The organism is Microbacterium sp. PI-1 (genome assembly GCF_004337555.1).
Lineage (GTDB): Bacteria > Actinomycetota > Actinomycetes > Actinomycetales > Microbacteriaceae > Microbacterium > Microbacterium aurugineum.
In genome coordinates, this window is the sequence record NZ_SJYZ01000001.1 from 82,386 (window position 1) to 98,093 (window position 15,708).

Below are 15,708 nucleotides of genomic sequence, written 5' to 3' on the forward strand. Positions count from 1 at the left end.
GCGGCGGCACCCGACATCGCGTCATCGACGCGCGAGAGCCATGACACACGCACCCGCATCACCGAAATCCGCCCCGCAGAGCCCGAGCCTCCTCCGCATCGCGGGCCTCCCGTACTTCCTCATCGCCTTCATCGCACGTCTGCCCTTCGCGATGATGGTCGTCGGCGTGCTGACGGTCGTCGTCTCCGCGCGCGGATCCCTCTCGCTCGGAGGCCTGACGTCGGCTGCCGTCGGATTGGGCACAGCGTGCTTCGGGCCTCTGCTCGGCGCTGCCGCCGACCGATTCGGCCAGCGTGCGGTGCTGGTCATCCTCGCGCTGGCGAACGGCGCGATGCTCCTGCTCTTCACGTTCGTGGTCTACGGCACGGCCGCGGACGGCTTCGTACTGCTCGCCGCGGTCGGCATCGGTGCGACGGCGCCGCAGGTCGCTCCGCTCTCGCGCTCACGACTGGTCACGATCATCCGGGACCGGATGCCGGAGGCCCGACGTGATCGCACGGTGTCCGGCACGATGGCGTACGAGTCCGCCGCCGACGAGACCGTCTTCGTGTTCGGCCCGTTCCTGGTCGGCATCCTGGCGTCGGCGATCTCGCCGTGGGCGCCGCTGGTCGGTGCCGCCGTTCTCACCGTCGTGTTCGTCGGGGCGTTCGCCCTCCACCCGAGCGGCCGCCATGTCTCGCAGGACCGTGACGCCGACGGGAGAGCGCCCTCGGCCGTTTCGGAGCTGTTCCGCCCGCGGCTGCTGATCGTCGTCGTCGGTATCCTCGGCGTCGGGATGTTCTTCGGAGCCATGCTCACCTCGCTCACCTCGTTCATGGCGGATCGGGGTGCTCCGGAGCAGGCCGGCCTTCTCTACGGCGTGATGGGGATCGGCTCCGCCCTGCTCGCCCTGGGCGTGGCCTGGCTGCCGCCCGCGTTCTCGCTGCGCGCGCGCTGGCTGGTCTTCTCCGGAATCCTGTTCGTCGGCACGCTCCTGCTGAGCGTCGTCGATTCGCCGGGCGCGATGGTCCTGGCTCTCGCGATCATGGGCATCGGCATCGGCCCGACCCTCGTGACCCAGTACAGCTTCGGTGCCGCCCGCAGCCCGCTCGGTCGCTCCGCGACCGTCATGACGATGCTGGGCTCCGGCGTCGTCGTGGGGCAGTCCATCGGCGCAGCCGTCACCGGAGAGATCGCCGAGAGCATCGGCACCTCCGCCGCTCTCCTCCTGCCGATGGTCGCCGCTTTCATCACGCTCGCGGCCGGGGCCGCCAACTGGGTTCTCAGCGGTGAGCGGCGTCGTCTGTCCGTGACGGTCTGACACCGCGCGGCAGAGTCACGCCAACCTGGGTAAGTTGGACTCAACCCCCTGGTGTGAGGAGCCCCCTTGGCAGCTGCAGATTTCGTCGTCGTCGCCAACCGGCTGCCCGTCGATCGGGTGGAGGGGCCTGACGGCGAGGAGGTCTGGCGGACGTCGCCGGGAGGACTCGTTGCCGCTCTCGAGCCGATGATGCGCAACGTGCACGGTGCCTGGGTCGGCTGGGCCGGTCAGGCCGATGTCGAGTTGGCCCCGTTCGAAGCCGGTGGCATCGAACTGGTCCCGGTCCCGCTGAGCGCGCAGGAGGTCGCGGAGTACTACGAGGGCTTCGCGAACGACACGATCTGGCCGCTCTACCATGACGTGATCGCGCCCCCGCAGTATCACCGTGAATGGTGGGAGGCCTACGTCACCGTCAACCGTCGATTCGCGCAGGCGGCGGCGTCCGCGGTGGCCGAGGGCGGCACGGTCTGGGTGCACGACTACCAGCTGCAGCTCGTCCCGCAGATGGTGCGCGAGATCCGGCCCGACGTGACGATCGGGTACTTCCACCACATCCCCTTCCCCGCTCACGGGCTGTACGCGCAGCTGCCGTGGCGTGACCAGGTGCTCCGTGGGCTGCTCGGTGCCGACGTGATCGGGTTCCAACGCGCTCAGGACGCCACGTACTTCCTGACGGCCGTCCGCCGCCGGCTCCGCTACGAGGTGAAGGGGCCCAACGTCTCCGTCCCCGAAGGCGACGGCGTGCGGCCGGCTCTGGCCAAGGCCTTCCCGATCTCGATCGACACCGCGCCCTACCTCGAACTCGCGGGACGCGCGGACATCCGTGCCCGTGCAGCGGAGATCCGCGCCAGCCTCGGCAACCCGAAGCGCATCCTGCTCGGCGTCGACCGCCTCGATTACACCAAGGGCATTCGCCACCGCATCAAGGCCTACGGGGAGCTGCTCGCGGAAGGGCGTCTCAAGATCGAGGACGTGACGCTGGTCCAGGTCGCGAGCCCCAGCAGGGAGCGCGTGGACGCGTACGTGCACCTGCGAGACGAGATCGAGCTCGCGGTCAGCCGCATCAACGGCGACACCGATACGGTCGGGCACTCCGCGATCCGCTATCTGCACCAGGGATACCCGCGCGAAGAGATGGTCGCGCTCTACCTCGCGGCTGACGTGATGCTGGTCACCGCTCTCCGTGACGGCATGAACCTCGTGGCGAAGGAGTACGTCGCGACCCGTGTGGACGACCGCGGTGTGCTGGTGCTGAGCGAGTTCACCGGTGCGGCGGACGAGCTCCGACAGGCCGTGCGGGTCAATCCGCACGACATCGAGGGCCTCAAGGACGCGATCATGACCGCGGTGGAGATGTCTCCTGCCGACCAGGGACGGCGCATGAGATCGCTTCGCCGGCGTGTCCTGGACAACGACGTCAACGCCTGGTCCTCCTCGTTCCTGGCCGCGCTCGCCGAAGTGCGTGCGCGCTGATCGACCTCGCAATGGAGACACGGGGTACGCCCCGCGGATTGGAGAAGCTGTGACGCGCCCTTGGACCCCCGGAACCGCCGACGAAGACCTGAGCGCGCTGGCGGCGACGCCTCGGCTGGTCGTCGCCCTCGACTTCGACGGCACCGCATCACCCCTGGTGCCCGACCCGATGGCCGCGCGTGCGCTCCCCGAAGTCGCCGTCCAGGTCGAGCGACTCGCGGCGCTGCCCGACACGGTCGTCGCCTACGTCTCCGGACGCAGCATGCACGATCTGCGCGTGATCACCGAGCACACGGATGACTCCGCGATCGCACTGGCAGGCTCGCACGGTGCCCAGTACTGGTTCCCCGGCGATGACCCCGACGCCGTCCATGACGCCTTCGACGAGGACGGCACCCGGGAAGAGCTCTGGGCCGCCGCGAAGCCGATCATCGCGCGCTACGAGGGTGCCGAGTTCGAGCCGAAGACGTTCGGTATGGGTGTGCACACCCGACGCGCCGATCGCGAGACGGAGGAGCGCGTCTTCGCCGAGATCGATGCGCTGGTCGCCGAGCGCTTCCCGCACTGGCGCCGTCGGGCAGGACACCGTGTGCTGGAGTTCTCCTCGCGCACGGAGGGCAAGGACGCCGCGATGACCGCTTTGCGGGAGCGCTTCGACGCCACCGGCATCCTGTTCGCGGGCGACGACGTGACCGATGAGGACGCGATGCGTGTGCTGGGACCGGACGATCTCGGTGTGCGGGTGGGCCCGGGGGAGAGCGCTGCGACCCTGCGTGTGGACACTCCACAACAGATCGCCGAGCTTCTGGAGGCGTTGGCGGACGAACGCACCGCCGCGCGGCAATAGACTTCCGTCATGTCCTCGCATGATCCTGCAAGCAGCGCGCCCATCGACATCAAGCCCCGCAGCCGCGTCGTCACCGACGGCATCGAGGCCACGACCTCCCGCGGCATGCTCCGTGCCGTCGGCATGGGGGACGCGGACTGGGACAAGCCGCAGATCGGCATCGCCTCGAGCTGGAACGAGATCACACCCTGCAACCTGAGCCTCGACAGGCTCGCACAGGGAGCGAAGGAAGGCGTGCACTCCGGCGGCGGGTACCCGCTGCAGTTCGGCACGATCTCCGTCTCGGACGGCATCTCGATGGGCCACGAGGGCATGCACTTCTCGCTCGTGTCCCGCGAGGTCATCGCCGACTCGGTCGAGACGGTCATGATGGCGGAGCGTCTGGACGGCTCCGTCCTGCTCGCCGGCTGCGACAAGTCGATCCCGGGCATGCTCATGGCCAGTGCACGCCTCGACCTCTCCAGTGTCTTCCTCTATGCCGGTTCGATCGCCCCGGGGTGGGTCAAGCTCTCCGACGGCACCGAGAAGGACGTCACGATCATCGACTCGTTCGAAGCAGTCGGTGCGTGCCGTGCCGGTCTCATGAGCGAAGAGGACCTCAAGCGCATCGAGTGCGCGATCGCTCCCGGTGAAGGAGCCTGCGGTGGCATGTACACCGCGAACACGATGGCCTCGGTCGCCGAAGCCCTCGGTCTCAGCCTGCCCGGATCCGCCGCGCCGCCCGCCGCGGACCGCCGTCGCGATTACTTCGCGCACCGCTCGGGCGAGGCCGTCGTCAACCTGCTCCGCCAGGGCATCACGACCCGCGACATCCTGACCAAGGAGTCGTTCGAGAACGCGATCGCGCTGGCGATGGCTCTCGGCGGTTCCACCAACGTCGTGCTCCACCTCCTCGCGATCGCCCGCGAGGCCGACGTCGAGCTGAGCCTGCACGACTTCAACCGCATCGGGGACAAGGTCCCGCACGTCGCCGACATGAAGCCGTTCGGCAAGTACGTCATGAACGACGTCGACCGTCACGGCGGCATTCCGGTGATCATGAAGGCGATGCTCGATGAGGGGCTGCTGCACGGCGACGCTCTCACCGTCACCGGCAAGACGCTGGCCGAGAACCTCGCGGACCTCGACCCCATGCCGATCGACGGCGAGGTCATCCACACGTTCGACAACCCGATCCACGCGACCGGCGGCCTGACGATCCTGCACGGCTCGCTCGCACCGGAGGGCGCTGTCGTGAAGACCGCGGGCTTCGACGCCGCGGTGTTCGAGGGGCCCGCCCGTGTGTTCGAGCGCGAGCGCGCCGCCATGGATGCGGTCGCCGACGGGGAGATCGAGCCCGGCACCGTCATCGTCATCCGCTACGAAGGCCCCAAGGGCGGACCGGGGATGCGGGAGATGCTCGCCATCACGGCGGCCATCAAGGGCGCGGGGCTCGGAAAAGATGTACTACTCTTGACGGACGGACGATTCTCAGGCGGCACAACCGGCCTGTGCATCGGCCACATAGCACCCGAAGCGGTGGACGCAGGTCCTATCGCCTTCGTGCGCGATGGTGATCTGATACGGGTCGATATCGCAGCTCGCACTCTCGATCTACTCGTCGATGACGCAGAGCTCGCCTCCCGCCGTTCCGGCTGGGAGCCGCTTCCCCCGCGCTACACCCGAGGCGTTCTTGCCAAGTACTCGCGCCTCGTGCGGTCCGCCGCCGAGGGAGCGACGACCGGCTGACCCGGACGCTCCGGCATCCGGCGTCCTCCAGAGATCATCAGAAGGAAACTCATGACTGCTGATTCCGCCCCGGCCGTGCCGAGGCCGCCCGCTCGTCCAACGTCTGCGCCGGAGATCACCGGTGCCGAGGCCGTGGTGCGCTCGCTCGAGCTGCTCGGTGTCACCGACGTGTTCGGGCTTCCGGGAGGAGCGATCCTCCCGGTCTACGACCCGCTCATGGACGCCTCCGAGCTCCGCCACATCCTGGTGCGGCATGAGCAGGGCGCCGGTCACGCCGCCGAGGGCTATGCCTCGGCCTCCGGGAAGGTGGGCGTGTGCATCGCGACGTCCGGTCCCGGAGCGACGAACCTGGTCACGGCGATCGCCGACGCCTACATGGACTCGGTGCCGCTGCTGGCCATCACCGGTCAGGTGTTCTCGACCTTGATGGGAACCGACGCGTTCCAGGAGGCCGACATCGTGGGCATCACGATGCCGATCACGAAGCACTCCTTCCTGGTGAAGGACGCCGCCGACATCCCGGGTGCGATCGCCGCGGCCTACGAGATCGCGGGCACCGGTCGTCCCGGACCCGTCCTCGTCGACATCACGAAGGATGCGCAGCAGGCCACGGCACCGTTCGTGTGGCCGCCCAAGATCGACCTCCCCGGCTACCGCCCGGTCACCAAGGCGCACGGCAAGCAGATCCAAGCGGCTGCGAGCCTCCTCGCCGAGGCCAAGAAGCCCGTCCTGTACGTCGGCGGCGGCGTGATCCGCGGCCGGGCGGCAGCCGAGCTGCTCGAGCTCGCGGAGTCCACGGGCGCTCCGGTCGTCACCACGCTGATGGCGCGCGGCGCGTTCCCCGACTCGCACCCGCAGCACCTCGGGATGCCGGGCATGCACGGCACGGTTCCCGCTGTGCTGGCGCTGCAGGAGGCCGATCTCCTGGTGTCCCTCGGTGCACGGTTCGACGATCGCGTGACGGGCAAGGCTGCGCTCTTCGCCCCCAACGCCAAGGTCGTGCACGTCGACATCGATCCCGCGGAGATCTCCAAGATCCGAACCGCCGACGTGCCGATCGTCGGTGATGTGCGCGATGTGCTCACCGATCTCGACACAGCTTTCCGCGGAGCGACCGCGGGCGTGAAGCCCGACATCGCGGAGTGGTGGTCATACCTCGACGGCCTGCGCACCGAGTTCCCGCTCGGCTACGCTCCGACGACCGACGGGCTCCTGGCCCCGCAGCACATCATCCAGCGGATCGGTGAGCTCACGGGACCCGAGGGCATCTACGCGTCCGGCGTCGGACAGCACCAGATGTGGGCCGCGCAGTTCATCAAGTACGAGCGCCCGAACGCCTGGCTGAATTCCGGCGGTGCCGGGACGATGGGCTACTCGGTCCCCGCGGCGATGGGCGCGAAGGTCGCCGAACCCGACCGCGCCGTCTGGGCGATCGACGGTGACGGCTGCTTCCAGATGACCAACCAGGAACTCGCGACCTGCGCGATCAACAACATCCCGATCAAGGTCGCGATCATCAACAACTCCTCGCTGGGCATGGTCCGCCAGTGGCAGACGCTGTTCTACGACGGTCGCCACTCCAACACCGACCTCAACACCGGGCACGGCACGATCCGCATCCCCGACTTCGTGAAGCTCGCCGAGGCCTACGGCTGCCTCGCGATCCGCGTGGAGAAGGAAGAAGAGGTGGATGCCGCCATCCAGCTCGCGCTCGAGACGAACGACCGCCCCGTGGTGATCGACTTCGTCGTGAGCGCCGACTCGATGGTGTGGCCAATGGTCCCCCAGGGAGTCAGCAACAGCTATGTCCAGTACGCCCGCGAGCACGCGCCCGCATTCGACGAGGAGGACTGAGCCATGTCGACCCACGTGCTGAGCCTGCTGGTGGAGAACACCCCCGGTCTTCTCACCCGTGTCGCGGGGCTCTTCGCCCGCCGCGGCTTCAACATCGACTCCCTCGCCGTCGGCGTGACCGAGGTCCCCGGGATCTCGCGCATCACGGTGGTCGTCGACGTCGATGAGCTCCCGCTCGAACAGGTCACGAAGCAGCTCAACAAGCTGATCAACGTGATCAAGATCGTCGAGCTCGACTTCGCCACGTCCGTGCAGCGCGAGCACATGCTCGTGAAGGTGCGCACCGACAACGCCACCCGGTCGAACGTGATCGAGGTCGTGAACCTCTTCCGTGCGTCCGTCGTCGACTACGCTTCCGATGCCCTCGTGATCGAGGTCACCGGCGACAAGGGCAAGGTCGACGCGATGCTTCGCGCGCTCGAGCCCTTCGGGATCAAGGAGATCGCCCAGTCCGGTCTTCTCGCCATCGGCCGAGGCGGCAAGAGCATCACCGAACGCGTCCTGCGCGGCTGACCTTCCAGACCATCACACCTACCTGCCCCGCCGTCCTCGGACGTGCAGGGCGTGCACCACTGTCACGAACAAGGAGAAACACAAAGTGAGCACCGAGATCTTCTACGACGCCGACGCCGACCTGTCCCTGATCCAGGGTAAGAAGGTCGCCATCGTCGGCTATGGCTCGCAGGGCCACGCGCATGCGCAGAACCTGCGCGACTCGGGCGTCGAGGTCGCCATCGCTCTCAAGGAGGGCTCCAAGTCCGCTGCGAAGGCCGAAGAGGCGGGCTTCCCGGTCAAGACCGTCGCGGAGGCCACCGAGTGGGCCGACGTCATCATGATCCTCGCGCCGGACCAGCACCAGCGCATCATCTACAGCGAGTCGATCGCGCCGAACCTCACCGCCGGCAAGACGCTCGCCTTCGCCCACGGCTTCAACATCCGCTTCGGCTACATCGACGCGCCCGAGGGCGTCGACGTGATCCTCGTGGCGCCGAAGGCTCCGGGCCACACGGTTCGTCGCGAGTTCGTCGCCGGCCGGGGCATCCCGGACATCATCGCGGTCGAGCGCGACGCATCGGGTCACGCCTGGGACCTCGCCCTCTCCTACGCGAAGGCCATCGGTGGCACCCGCGCCGGCGTCATCAAGACGACCTTCACCGAAGAGACCGAGACCGACCTGTTCGGCGAGCAGGCCGTGCTCTGCGGTGGCGTGAGCCACCTCGTGCAGGCGGGCTTCGAAACGCTCACCGAGGCGGGCTACCAGCCGCAGATCGCGTACTTCGAGGTGTTGCACGAGCTCAAGCTCATCGTGGACCTGATGTGGGAGGGCGGCATCGCCAAGCAGCGCTGGTCGATCTCCGACACCGCCGAGTTCGGTGACTACGTCTCGGGCCCGCGTGTGATCGACGAGCGCGTCAAGGAGAGCATGAAGGGCGTCCTCGCGGACATCCAGTCCGGCGCCTTCGCGAAGCGCTTCATCGATGACCAGGACAACGGGGCGGAGGAGTTCCTGGCACTGCGTGCCAAGGAGGAGCAGCACCCGATCGAGGTCACCGGCAAGGAACTGCGTTCGCTCTTCGCCTGGAAGCAGCAGGACGAGGACTACGTCGACGGCAGCGCGGCACGCTGATTCGATTCTCGAAAGAACGGGCGTCCCTCCGGGGGCGCCCGTTCTTTGTGTGGTCTGCGCCAAATCACGCCAGACATCGGATGTCTGTGTCAGGATGGGAGCCATGCGACAGGAATGGTTTGACCGGGCCCGGTTCGGGATGTTCGTCCACTTCGGCCTCTACAGCGGGGCAGCCCGTCATGAATGGGTGCAGAACTACGAGCGTTTGACGGACGAGGACTACCGTCCGTACTTCGAGCACTTCGATCCGGATCTCTTCGACGCCGCAGCCCTCGCACGCACCGCGAAGGAGGCGGGCATGGGCTATGTCGTCCTCACGACGAAGCACCATGACGGCTTCTGCCTGTGGGATTCGAAGCTCACCGACTTCACTTCCGTGGTGAACGTCGGACGCGACCTCGTGCGTGAGTACGTCGAAGCGTTGCGCGCGGAGGGGATCAAGGTCGGCCTGTACCACTCGGTCATCGACTGGCATCACCCCGACTTCACCGTCGACTGGAACCATCCGCGCCGCGACGACGAGAACGCCCACGAACTCAACGTCGGGCGTGACATGGCCCGATACCGCGCCTACCTCCACGGTCAGGTGCGAGAGCTCCTGACGGAGTACGGGGAGATCGATTACCTCTTCTTCGACTTCACCTACCCCGAGAGCAAGGAGGGGTGGGCGGGCAAAGGGCCCGAGGACTGGGATGCGACCACCCTGCTCGCGCTGTGCCGGGAGCTCCAGCCCGACATGCTGGTCAACGATCGGCTCGGGATCCCCGCCGACTTCGTCACGCCGGAGCAGTATCAGCCCACCGCACCGATCGTGCGCGACGGTGTACCGCTGACCTGGGAGGCATGTCAGACGCTCAACGGCTCCTGGGGTTATCACCGGGACAACATGGACCAGAAGTCCGCCACGCTGCTCGTGCAGATGCTCGTCGACTCGGTGTCGATGGGCGGGAACATGCTGCTCAACATCGGCCCTGACGGTCGTGGTGCGATCGCGCCCCGGGATGCCCGCACCCTGGCGGAGATCGGCGAGTGGATGCGTCTGCACCGTGATGCCGTGATCGGGGCCGGGCATGCGCCGCTCACCCCGCCACGCGAGGGCGTCTACACCCGGCGCGGGAACAAGCTCTACCTGAGCCTGTTCAGCTGGCCGATGGGCTTCGTGCACCTTCCGGAGCTCGCCGGAAAGGTCTCCTACGCGCGGCTGCTGAACGACGGATCCTGGCTGCAGACCAGTGTGTCCGACCCGGACCGTCAGGCTGATCTGATGACGCCCGCGGGGGAGGCGGAGGGGACGCTCACCGTGCATCTGCCGGTGCGGCGTCCCGAGGTGCTGGTGCCGGTCGTCGAGCTGACGCTCATCGACGAATGATCCACACGGTGGCGACGGCTCAGGCCGTCGTCACCGGTATCTCCATGCCTTCGAGCGCAAGGCGTGCGGCGCCGTGGAGGATCGCGTCGGCGCCGGTCGTCGCCGCCTCGATGCGCAGTCGCTGGGTCGCGAGGGGGTGGCATGCCTCGTAGACGCGGCTGCGGACGGCGGCGATGAACGGTTCCGAGGCGCTCATGCTGCCGGTCAGGAACACCGCGTGCGGGTTGAAGAAGTTCACCACGCCTGACAGCGCCTGGCCGAGATGGGTTCCCGCCGTGCGGACCAGGGTGGTCGCGAGGGGGTCGGCGTCGCGCGCCAGGCTCAGCACGTCGGTCGTGGTGCGGACCACCTCGTTGCCGCGCTCGCGCATCTGGCGCACGAGGCTCGCCCCACTGGCCACCGTCTCGAGGCAGCCGGTGTTGCCGCAGGAGCACGGGATGTCGCCGCTGCCGTCGATCCGCGTGTGGGTGATGTCTCCTGCCGCGGCCGTCGCCCCGCGGTGCACGTGTCCATCGACGATGATGCCGCTTCCGATGGCGGTGCCGGCCTTCACCGTGATGCTGTGCCCGGTGTGCCCGAAGCGTTCGCGATGCTCGCCGAGTGCGGCGAGGTTGGCGTCGTTGTCGACCGCGACCGGCACGCCGTAGCGCGTCGCGAGATGGGTGCCGACACGGAAGCCCGGCCATCCCGGCATGCGCGACGGCTGGTCGACCGTGCCGGTGGCGATGTCGACGGGACCGGGCAGGCTGATGCCGATCGCGTGGACCCGCGACTCGGAGGCGAGTTGGTCGAAGACCTCGCCGATGCGGTCGAGCGTGGCTTCCGGCCCCTCGGTCACATCGACTGTGATCGAGCGACTGTCCAGGAGAGCACCGCTGAGGGAGTGCCTGCCGATACGCGCGTGGCCGCCGCCGAGGTCGGCGGTGAGCACGACACCGTCCGCGGAGATCTGCAGCACCCGCGGGCGGCGTCCACCTCGTGACGTGCCGTCGCCGGCCTCGCGCAGCACGCCGGCGTCGAGCAGGGACTGCACGCGGAGGCCCACGGTCGAGGCGGCCACGCCGAGTGCGGCGGCGAGCTCGGTGCGGGAGCGTGCCTCGCCGCGGGCGACGAGGTCGAGGATGCGGCGGGTGTGCGGGTCGTCGACGGCGGTGTCAGCGGGGTTTGGCATGGGAGCACTTTCCTGGTCGGAGCATTCGTCAGCGTAGTAGGGGATGGTCATGTTTCCCGGGAGTTACGAATTATCAAGCTCCGATAAACATCGGATGTTCAGCTTGCGGCCTCTTGCGAAGTGTGAAACGGTAACTTCATACGAAATCCTACTAGGTTGTTTCGACCCGCGAAGCAACTAGTTCCCTTCCAGGAGGCATTCAATGAAGAAGTTGCGTGTAGGGGCTGTCGTCGCCGTCACCGGCGTCGCAGTCGCGATGACCGGCTGCGCGAGCAGCAGCGGCAACGGTGGTTCCGCCGACGGCGACACGATCGTCGTCGACATGTGGGCAGGCAGCGAGTCCGACGTGGATGCCCTCGAGGCGCAGGTCGCATTCGCCCAGGAGCAGAACCCCGACATCAAGATCAAGCTGCAGACCTCGCCGTGGAGCGACTTCTTCACGAAGCTGACCACGAACATGGCCAGCGGCAACATGGCCTGCGTCACCGGTATGAGCGGCGCGCAGCTCGGTGGCTACACCGGTGCCTTCCGTGAGCTGAGCGACGCGGACCTCAAGACGGCCGGCATCGATTGGGCGGACTTCAACCCGAGCGCCGACGGCATCCTCAGCTTCGAAGGCAAGGTCTACGGCGTGCCGTTCGACGTGGCCACGATGCTCGTCTACTACAACCAGGACATGCTCACCGCTGCCGGCGCAGCGACGCCGGAGATCGGGTGGACGTTCGACGACTTCGACGCCATCGCCGCCGACGCGACGAAGGACGGCAAGTACGGCTTCGGCATGGGCATGGGCGGATACCAGTGGATGTCGATGCCGATCGCGTACTCCGCGACGCAGCCGGCCTCCGAGGACGGCACCCTGCACATCGACGACGAGGCGTTCGTCGACGCGTCCACGTGGTACGCCGAGCTCGTGACGGAGAAGAAGGTCGCCGCCCCCGTGGCATCCGCCTCCGACACCGGCTGGGGCGAGAACCAGTACACGGGTGGCAACGCCGCCATGGCGGTCGACGGCACGTGGAACGCCGTCAGCTACCTGAACAACGAGTCCGGCTTCGCGGCCGGTATGGTCCCGCTGCCCGCTGGTGTCGACGGCAACCCCGGCCCGATCCTCGGCTCCGGCTACGGCATCTCGGCGAACTGCGAGAACCCGGAGGCGGCGCTCAAGGTCATGGGCTCGCTGCTCGGCGAGGACGCTCAGGACTACATCGCGTCGTCCGGCCGCTCGTACCCGGCACGCACGTCGTCGCAGCCGCTGTACTTCGAGTCCATCGATGAGGAGTACCGCGAGCAGGTGCAGTCGGTCTTCGAGGCGGCCTTCGGTGACACCGTCCCGCTGTACATGACCAAGAACTGGCAGAAGCTCGACAGCTACATCCAGCCCAACCTCGTCAGCGTCTACAACGGCCAGATGACGATGGACGAGCTGCTGTCGAACGCCCAGGCCCAGTTCGGCGAGTGATCCGGCTTCGGCCGTCAGTGGTGACAAAGAAAGAAATATGAGATGACGATCACGACGAGACGTCGACGATCGCTCGCCAAGGTCGAGGCCGGTCAGGCGCTGGGGTTCGCAAGCCCCGCCCTGATCGGGCTCGCCCTGTTCACGATCGTGCCCGTGGGCCTTTCGATCGTGATGAGCGTCTTCGACTGGCCGACCTTCGGCGAGCGGAACTTCAACGGGGTGGACAACTACGTCAAGCTGTTCACCAGCAGCCCGGACTTCTGGCCTGCGCTGCGCAACTCGGCGGTGTACACGCTGCTGTACGTGCCGTTGAGTGTCGCTCTCTCGCTCGTGCTCGCTCTCGGCCTCGGGTCGCGGATCCGCGGGCGAGGTGCCCTGCGCGTCCTCTTCTTCATCCCGGTCGTGACCCCGATGGTCGCGAACGTGCTGGTGTGGAAGATGATGCTGCAGCCACAGGGGCTCTTCAACGGCCTCTCGCAGACGTGGTTCGGCATCGAGCTGCCGAACTTCCTGGCCGACCCGTCGTGGGCGATGATCATGGTCGTCGTGATGAGCGTCTGGCAGGGGCTCGGCTACAACATGCTGATCTTCTCGGCCGCACTCGAGCAGCTCCCCGAGAGCGTGCTGGAGGCGGCGAGCATCGACGGCGCCCGAGGACTCCGACGGGTGTGGAGCATCATCATCCCGATGATCTCGCCCTCGATCTTCTTCGCCACCATCATGACGATGATCACGTCCCTGCAGGTGTTCGTACAGCCGCAGATGCTCACCGGCGGCGGCCCCGGCAACGCCACCAAGCCGCTCGTCATGTACATCTGGGAGCAGGGATTCACCTTCGGCGACCTCGGCCTCGCCGCCGCGGCAGCCTGGATCCTCTTCGCGATCATCATCGCGATCACCGGTCTCCAGTTCGCCGCGCAGAAGAAGTGGGTGCACTATGAGCACTGAGACCCTCGTCCGCCCGACAAGCCGCGCCGGCCGCTCGGACCGCGAGCGCGCACGGGGTGCCGCGACCACACCGGCGTCGCGTGTGCGGCTGATCCTCGCGCACGTCGCGATCTACGTCGCAGCGCTGATCTTCATCTCCCCGCTCGTCTACGCGTTCTTCTCGGCGCTCAAGCCGAATTCGGAGATGTTCTCCATGCCGCCGACCCTGGTCGGGTCGGAGCTTCGCTGGAGCAACTTCGTCGACGTCTTCGCCTACGGCCCGTTCCTCACCTACATCATGAACTCGTTCATCGTCGCGATCCTCGGCACGCTCGTCGTGCTGATCGTGTCGACCACGGCCGGGTACGCCTTCGGGCGGTTGCGCTGGAAGGGACGGGACGCCGTCTTCGTGCTGTTCCTCGCGACGCTCATGGTGCCCGCCGAGGTGCTCGTGATCCCGATGTTCCAGGTGATGCAGTGGTTCAACTGGGTCGACACCTATCAGGCGCTCGTGCTCCCGTTCGCGTTCGGTGCGTTCGGCACGTTCCTGATGCGGCAGTTCTTCCGCGGCATCCCGTATGAGCTGGAGGAGGCCGCGCGCGTCGACGGCGCCGGGCCCGTGCGCTCGTTCCTGCAGATCATCCTGCCGCTGTCGAAGTCGGCGGTCGCGGTGCTCGCCGTGTTCACCTTCCTGTCCTTCTGGAACAGTTACCTGTGGCCGCTCATCGTGACGGTCGACTACAACGCGCACGGCACCCTCCCCGTGGGTCTCGCGAGCTTCGCCGGACTCACCGGGACGCGCTGGGACCTGCAGATGGCTGCGGCGATCATCTCGATGGTGCCGACGACGATTCTCGTGATCGTGCTGCAGAAGCACCTGGTCAAGGGCATCGCGATGGCAGGACTGGGCGGCCGCTGAGCATGATCGGTCAGGAACAGGGGACCACCATGCCCGTCACGCGTTCGAGCCCATCCGGCTCGGGAGTCGTCGGTATCGACATCGGAGGCACCAAGATCGCTGCGCTCCTCGTGAGCAGCGAGGGGACGGTGCTGGCACGGGGGAGCGTCGGCGCCCCCGCAGCGCAGGGCGGTGCGGCGATGGCCGATGCAGCCGCGGGTCTCGCCGCCTCTCTCGCCGCCGAGGCCGGTGTCTCGCTCGCGGCGGCCGGTGTCGGCGCTGCCGGCGTCATCGACCACGAGAGCGGCACGATCCGCGCAGCCTCGGCGACCTTCGTCGGGTGGGCGGGCTTCCCGCTCGCCGAGGAGCTGGAAAAGCGACTGGGGGTGCCGGTGCGTGTGGAGAACGACGTCAACGCGTTCCTCCTGGGCGAAGCCGCCGCCGCCGGCCGCGAGGACCGCGACGTGCTGGGCGTGATGCTCGGCACCGGGGTCGGAGGCGCGCTCCTCATCGACGGTGAGCTCCACCACGGACCGCACGGTGCCGCGGGGGAGATCGGGCACACACCCGGCTACAGCGAGCTGGTCTGCACCTGCGGGCAGGTCGGGCACCTCGAGACACTGGCGTCCGGTACGTCGATCGCGATGCGGTACCAGGAGCGCACCGGCGACATCGTCCGCGACGCGAGAGTCGTCGCGGATCGCGCACGAGCGGGTGATGTGCAGGCGATCGCGGTGTTCGACGCCGCCGGCCGCGCACTCGCCCTCGCCTGCGCCAGCGCAGCGACGATCCTCGACCTGCCGTGCGCCATCGTCGGAGGAGGCGTGACGTCGGCCTGGGATCTTCTGGAGCCCGCGATCACGCGTACTCTGCACACGGATTCCCCGGTGTCCGGGATCCCTCTGCGCATCGTCCCCGCCGTCCTCGGTTCCGATGCCGTCGCTCTCGGCGCCATCGAGACCGCCCGCCGGGCTCTGGTCCCGGCGGGAGCACACTGAGCCCGACCTCCCGCACCGACAAGGAGCACATCACGTGACCGTACGTCCCGAAGC

General features: G+C 67.7%; 13 protein-coding genes. 12 read left to right on the forward strand and 1 reads right to left on the reverse strand.

Features of this window, described 5'->3' with window-relative positions; translation table 11 throughout:
* Nucleotides 1-40: 40 nt before the first annotated feature.
* The 8 genes from E0W80_RS00400 (at nucleotide 41) to E0W80_RS00435 (ending at nucleotide 10,198) form a co-directional block, all read left to right on the forward strand.
* Entirely contained in the window at nucleotides 41-1,300 is a 1,260-nt protein-coding gene (locus E0W80_RS00400; RefSeq protein ID WP_131490886.1) for an MFS transporter, read from the forward strand.
* Between the two features lie 66 nt (nucleotides 1,301-1,366).
* A complete protein-coding gene (locus E0W80_RS00405; protein WP_047519238.1) occupies nucleotides 1,367-2,773 on the forward strand; it encodes a trehalose-6-phosphate synthase in 1,407 nt (468 codons plus the stop codon).
* A gap of 49 nt (nucleotides 2,774-2,822) precedes the next feature.
* On the forward strand, nucleotides 2,823-3,620 hold the full coding sequence (otsB, locus tag E0W80_RS00410; RefSeq protein ID WP_131490887.1) for a trehalose-phosphatase: 798 nt from the start codon (nucleotides 2,823-2,825) through the stop codon (nucleotides 3,618-3,620).
* 9 nt (nucleotides 3,621-3,629) lie between these two features.
* Nucleotides 3,630-5,348, forward strand: coding sequence for a dihydroxy-acid dehydratase (ilvD, locus tag E0W80_RS00415; protein WP_047519236.1), 1,719 nt, complete (start codon nucleotides 3,630-3,632; stop codon nucleotides 5,346-5,348).
* Nucleotides 5,349-5,399: 51 nt separating this feature from the next.
* Complete coding sequence (locus E0W80_RS00420) at nucleotides 5,400-7,202, forward strand: acetolactate synthase large subunit (protein WP_047519234.1); 1,803 nt, start codon at nucleotides 5,400-5,402, stop codon at nucleotides 7,200-7,202.
* A gap of 3 nt (nucleotides 7,203-7,205) precedes the next feature.
* Nucleotides 7,206-7,715, forward strand: coding sequence for an acetolactate synthase small subunit (ilvN, locus tag E0W80_RS00425; protein WP_017830816.1), 510 nt, complete (start codon nucleotides 7,206-7,208; stop codon nucleotides 7,713-7,715).
* An 85-nt stretch (nucleotides 7,716-7,800) separates the two neighbouring features.
* A complete protein-coding gene (ilvC, locus tag E0W80_RS00430) occupies nucleotides 7,801-8,829 on the forward strand; it encodes a ketol-acid reductoisomerase (RefSeq protein ID WP_047519233.1) in 1,029 nt (342 codons plus the stop codon).
* 103 nt (nucleotides 8,830-8,932) lie between these two features.
* Nucleotides 8,933-10,198 (forward strand): alpha-L-fucosidase, encoded by a 1,266-nt coding sequence (locus E0W80_RS00435; RefSeq protein ID WP_131490888.1) that lies wholly within the window; start codon nucleotides 8,933-8,935, stop codon nucleotides 10,196-10,198.
* A 19-nt stretch (nucleotides 10,199-10,217) separates the two neighbouring features.
* Here the strand turns inward: E0W80_RS00435 and E0W80_RS00440 are convergent, their stop codons facing one another.
* Nucleotides 10,218-11,369: an ROK family transcriptional regulator gene (locus E0W80_RS00440; protein ID WP_131490889.1), complete on the reverse strand. Its 1,152-nt coding sequence runs from the start codon at nucleotides 11,367-11,369 to the stop codon at nucleotides 10,218-10,220.
* A gap of 202 nt (nucleotides 11,370-11,571) precedes the next feature.
* Here E0W80_RS00440 and E0W80_RS00445 point away from each other — a divergent pair, with 202 nt between their 5' ends.
* The 4 genes from E0W80_RS00445 to E0W80_RS00460 are packed head-to-tail and all read left to right on the forward strand — an operon-like array spanning nucleotide 11,572 to nucleotide 15,654.
* Complete coding sequence (locus tag E0W80_RS00445; RefSeq protein WP_131490890.1) at nucleotides 11,572-12,831, forward strand: extracellular solute-binding protein; 1,260 nt, start codon at nucleotides 11,572-11,574, stop codon at nucleotides 12,829-12,831.
* Between the two features lie 42 nt (nucleotides 12,832-12,873).
* Nucleotides 12,874-13,779 (forward strand): sugar ABC transporter permease, encoded by a 906-nt coding sequence (locus E0W80_RS00450; RefSeq protein WP_047519224.1) that lies wholly within the window; start codon nucleotides 12,874-12,876, stop codon nucleotides 13,777-13,779.
* Complete coding sequence (locus tag E0W80_RS00455) at nucleotides 13,769-14,677, forward strand: carbohydrate ABC transporter permease (RefSeq protein ID WP_131490891.1); 909 nt, start codon at nucleotides 13,769-13,771, stop codon at nucleotides 14,675-14,677. The genes E0W80_RS00450 and E0W80_RS00455 overlap by 11 nt, the downstream gene beginning before the upstream one ends.
* Before the next feature lie 29 nt (nucleotides 14,678-14,706).
* Complete coding sequence (locus tag E0W80_RS00460; RefSeq protein WP_240740424.1) at nucleotides 14,707-15,654, forward strand: ROK family protein; 948 nt, start codon at nucleotides 14,707-14,709, stop codon at nucleotides 15,652-15,654.
* Nucleotides 15,655-15,708: the final 54 nt, after the last annotated feature.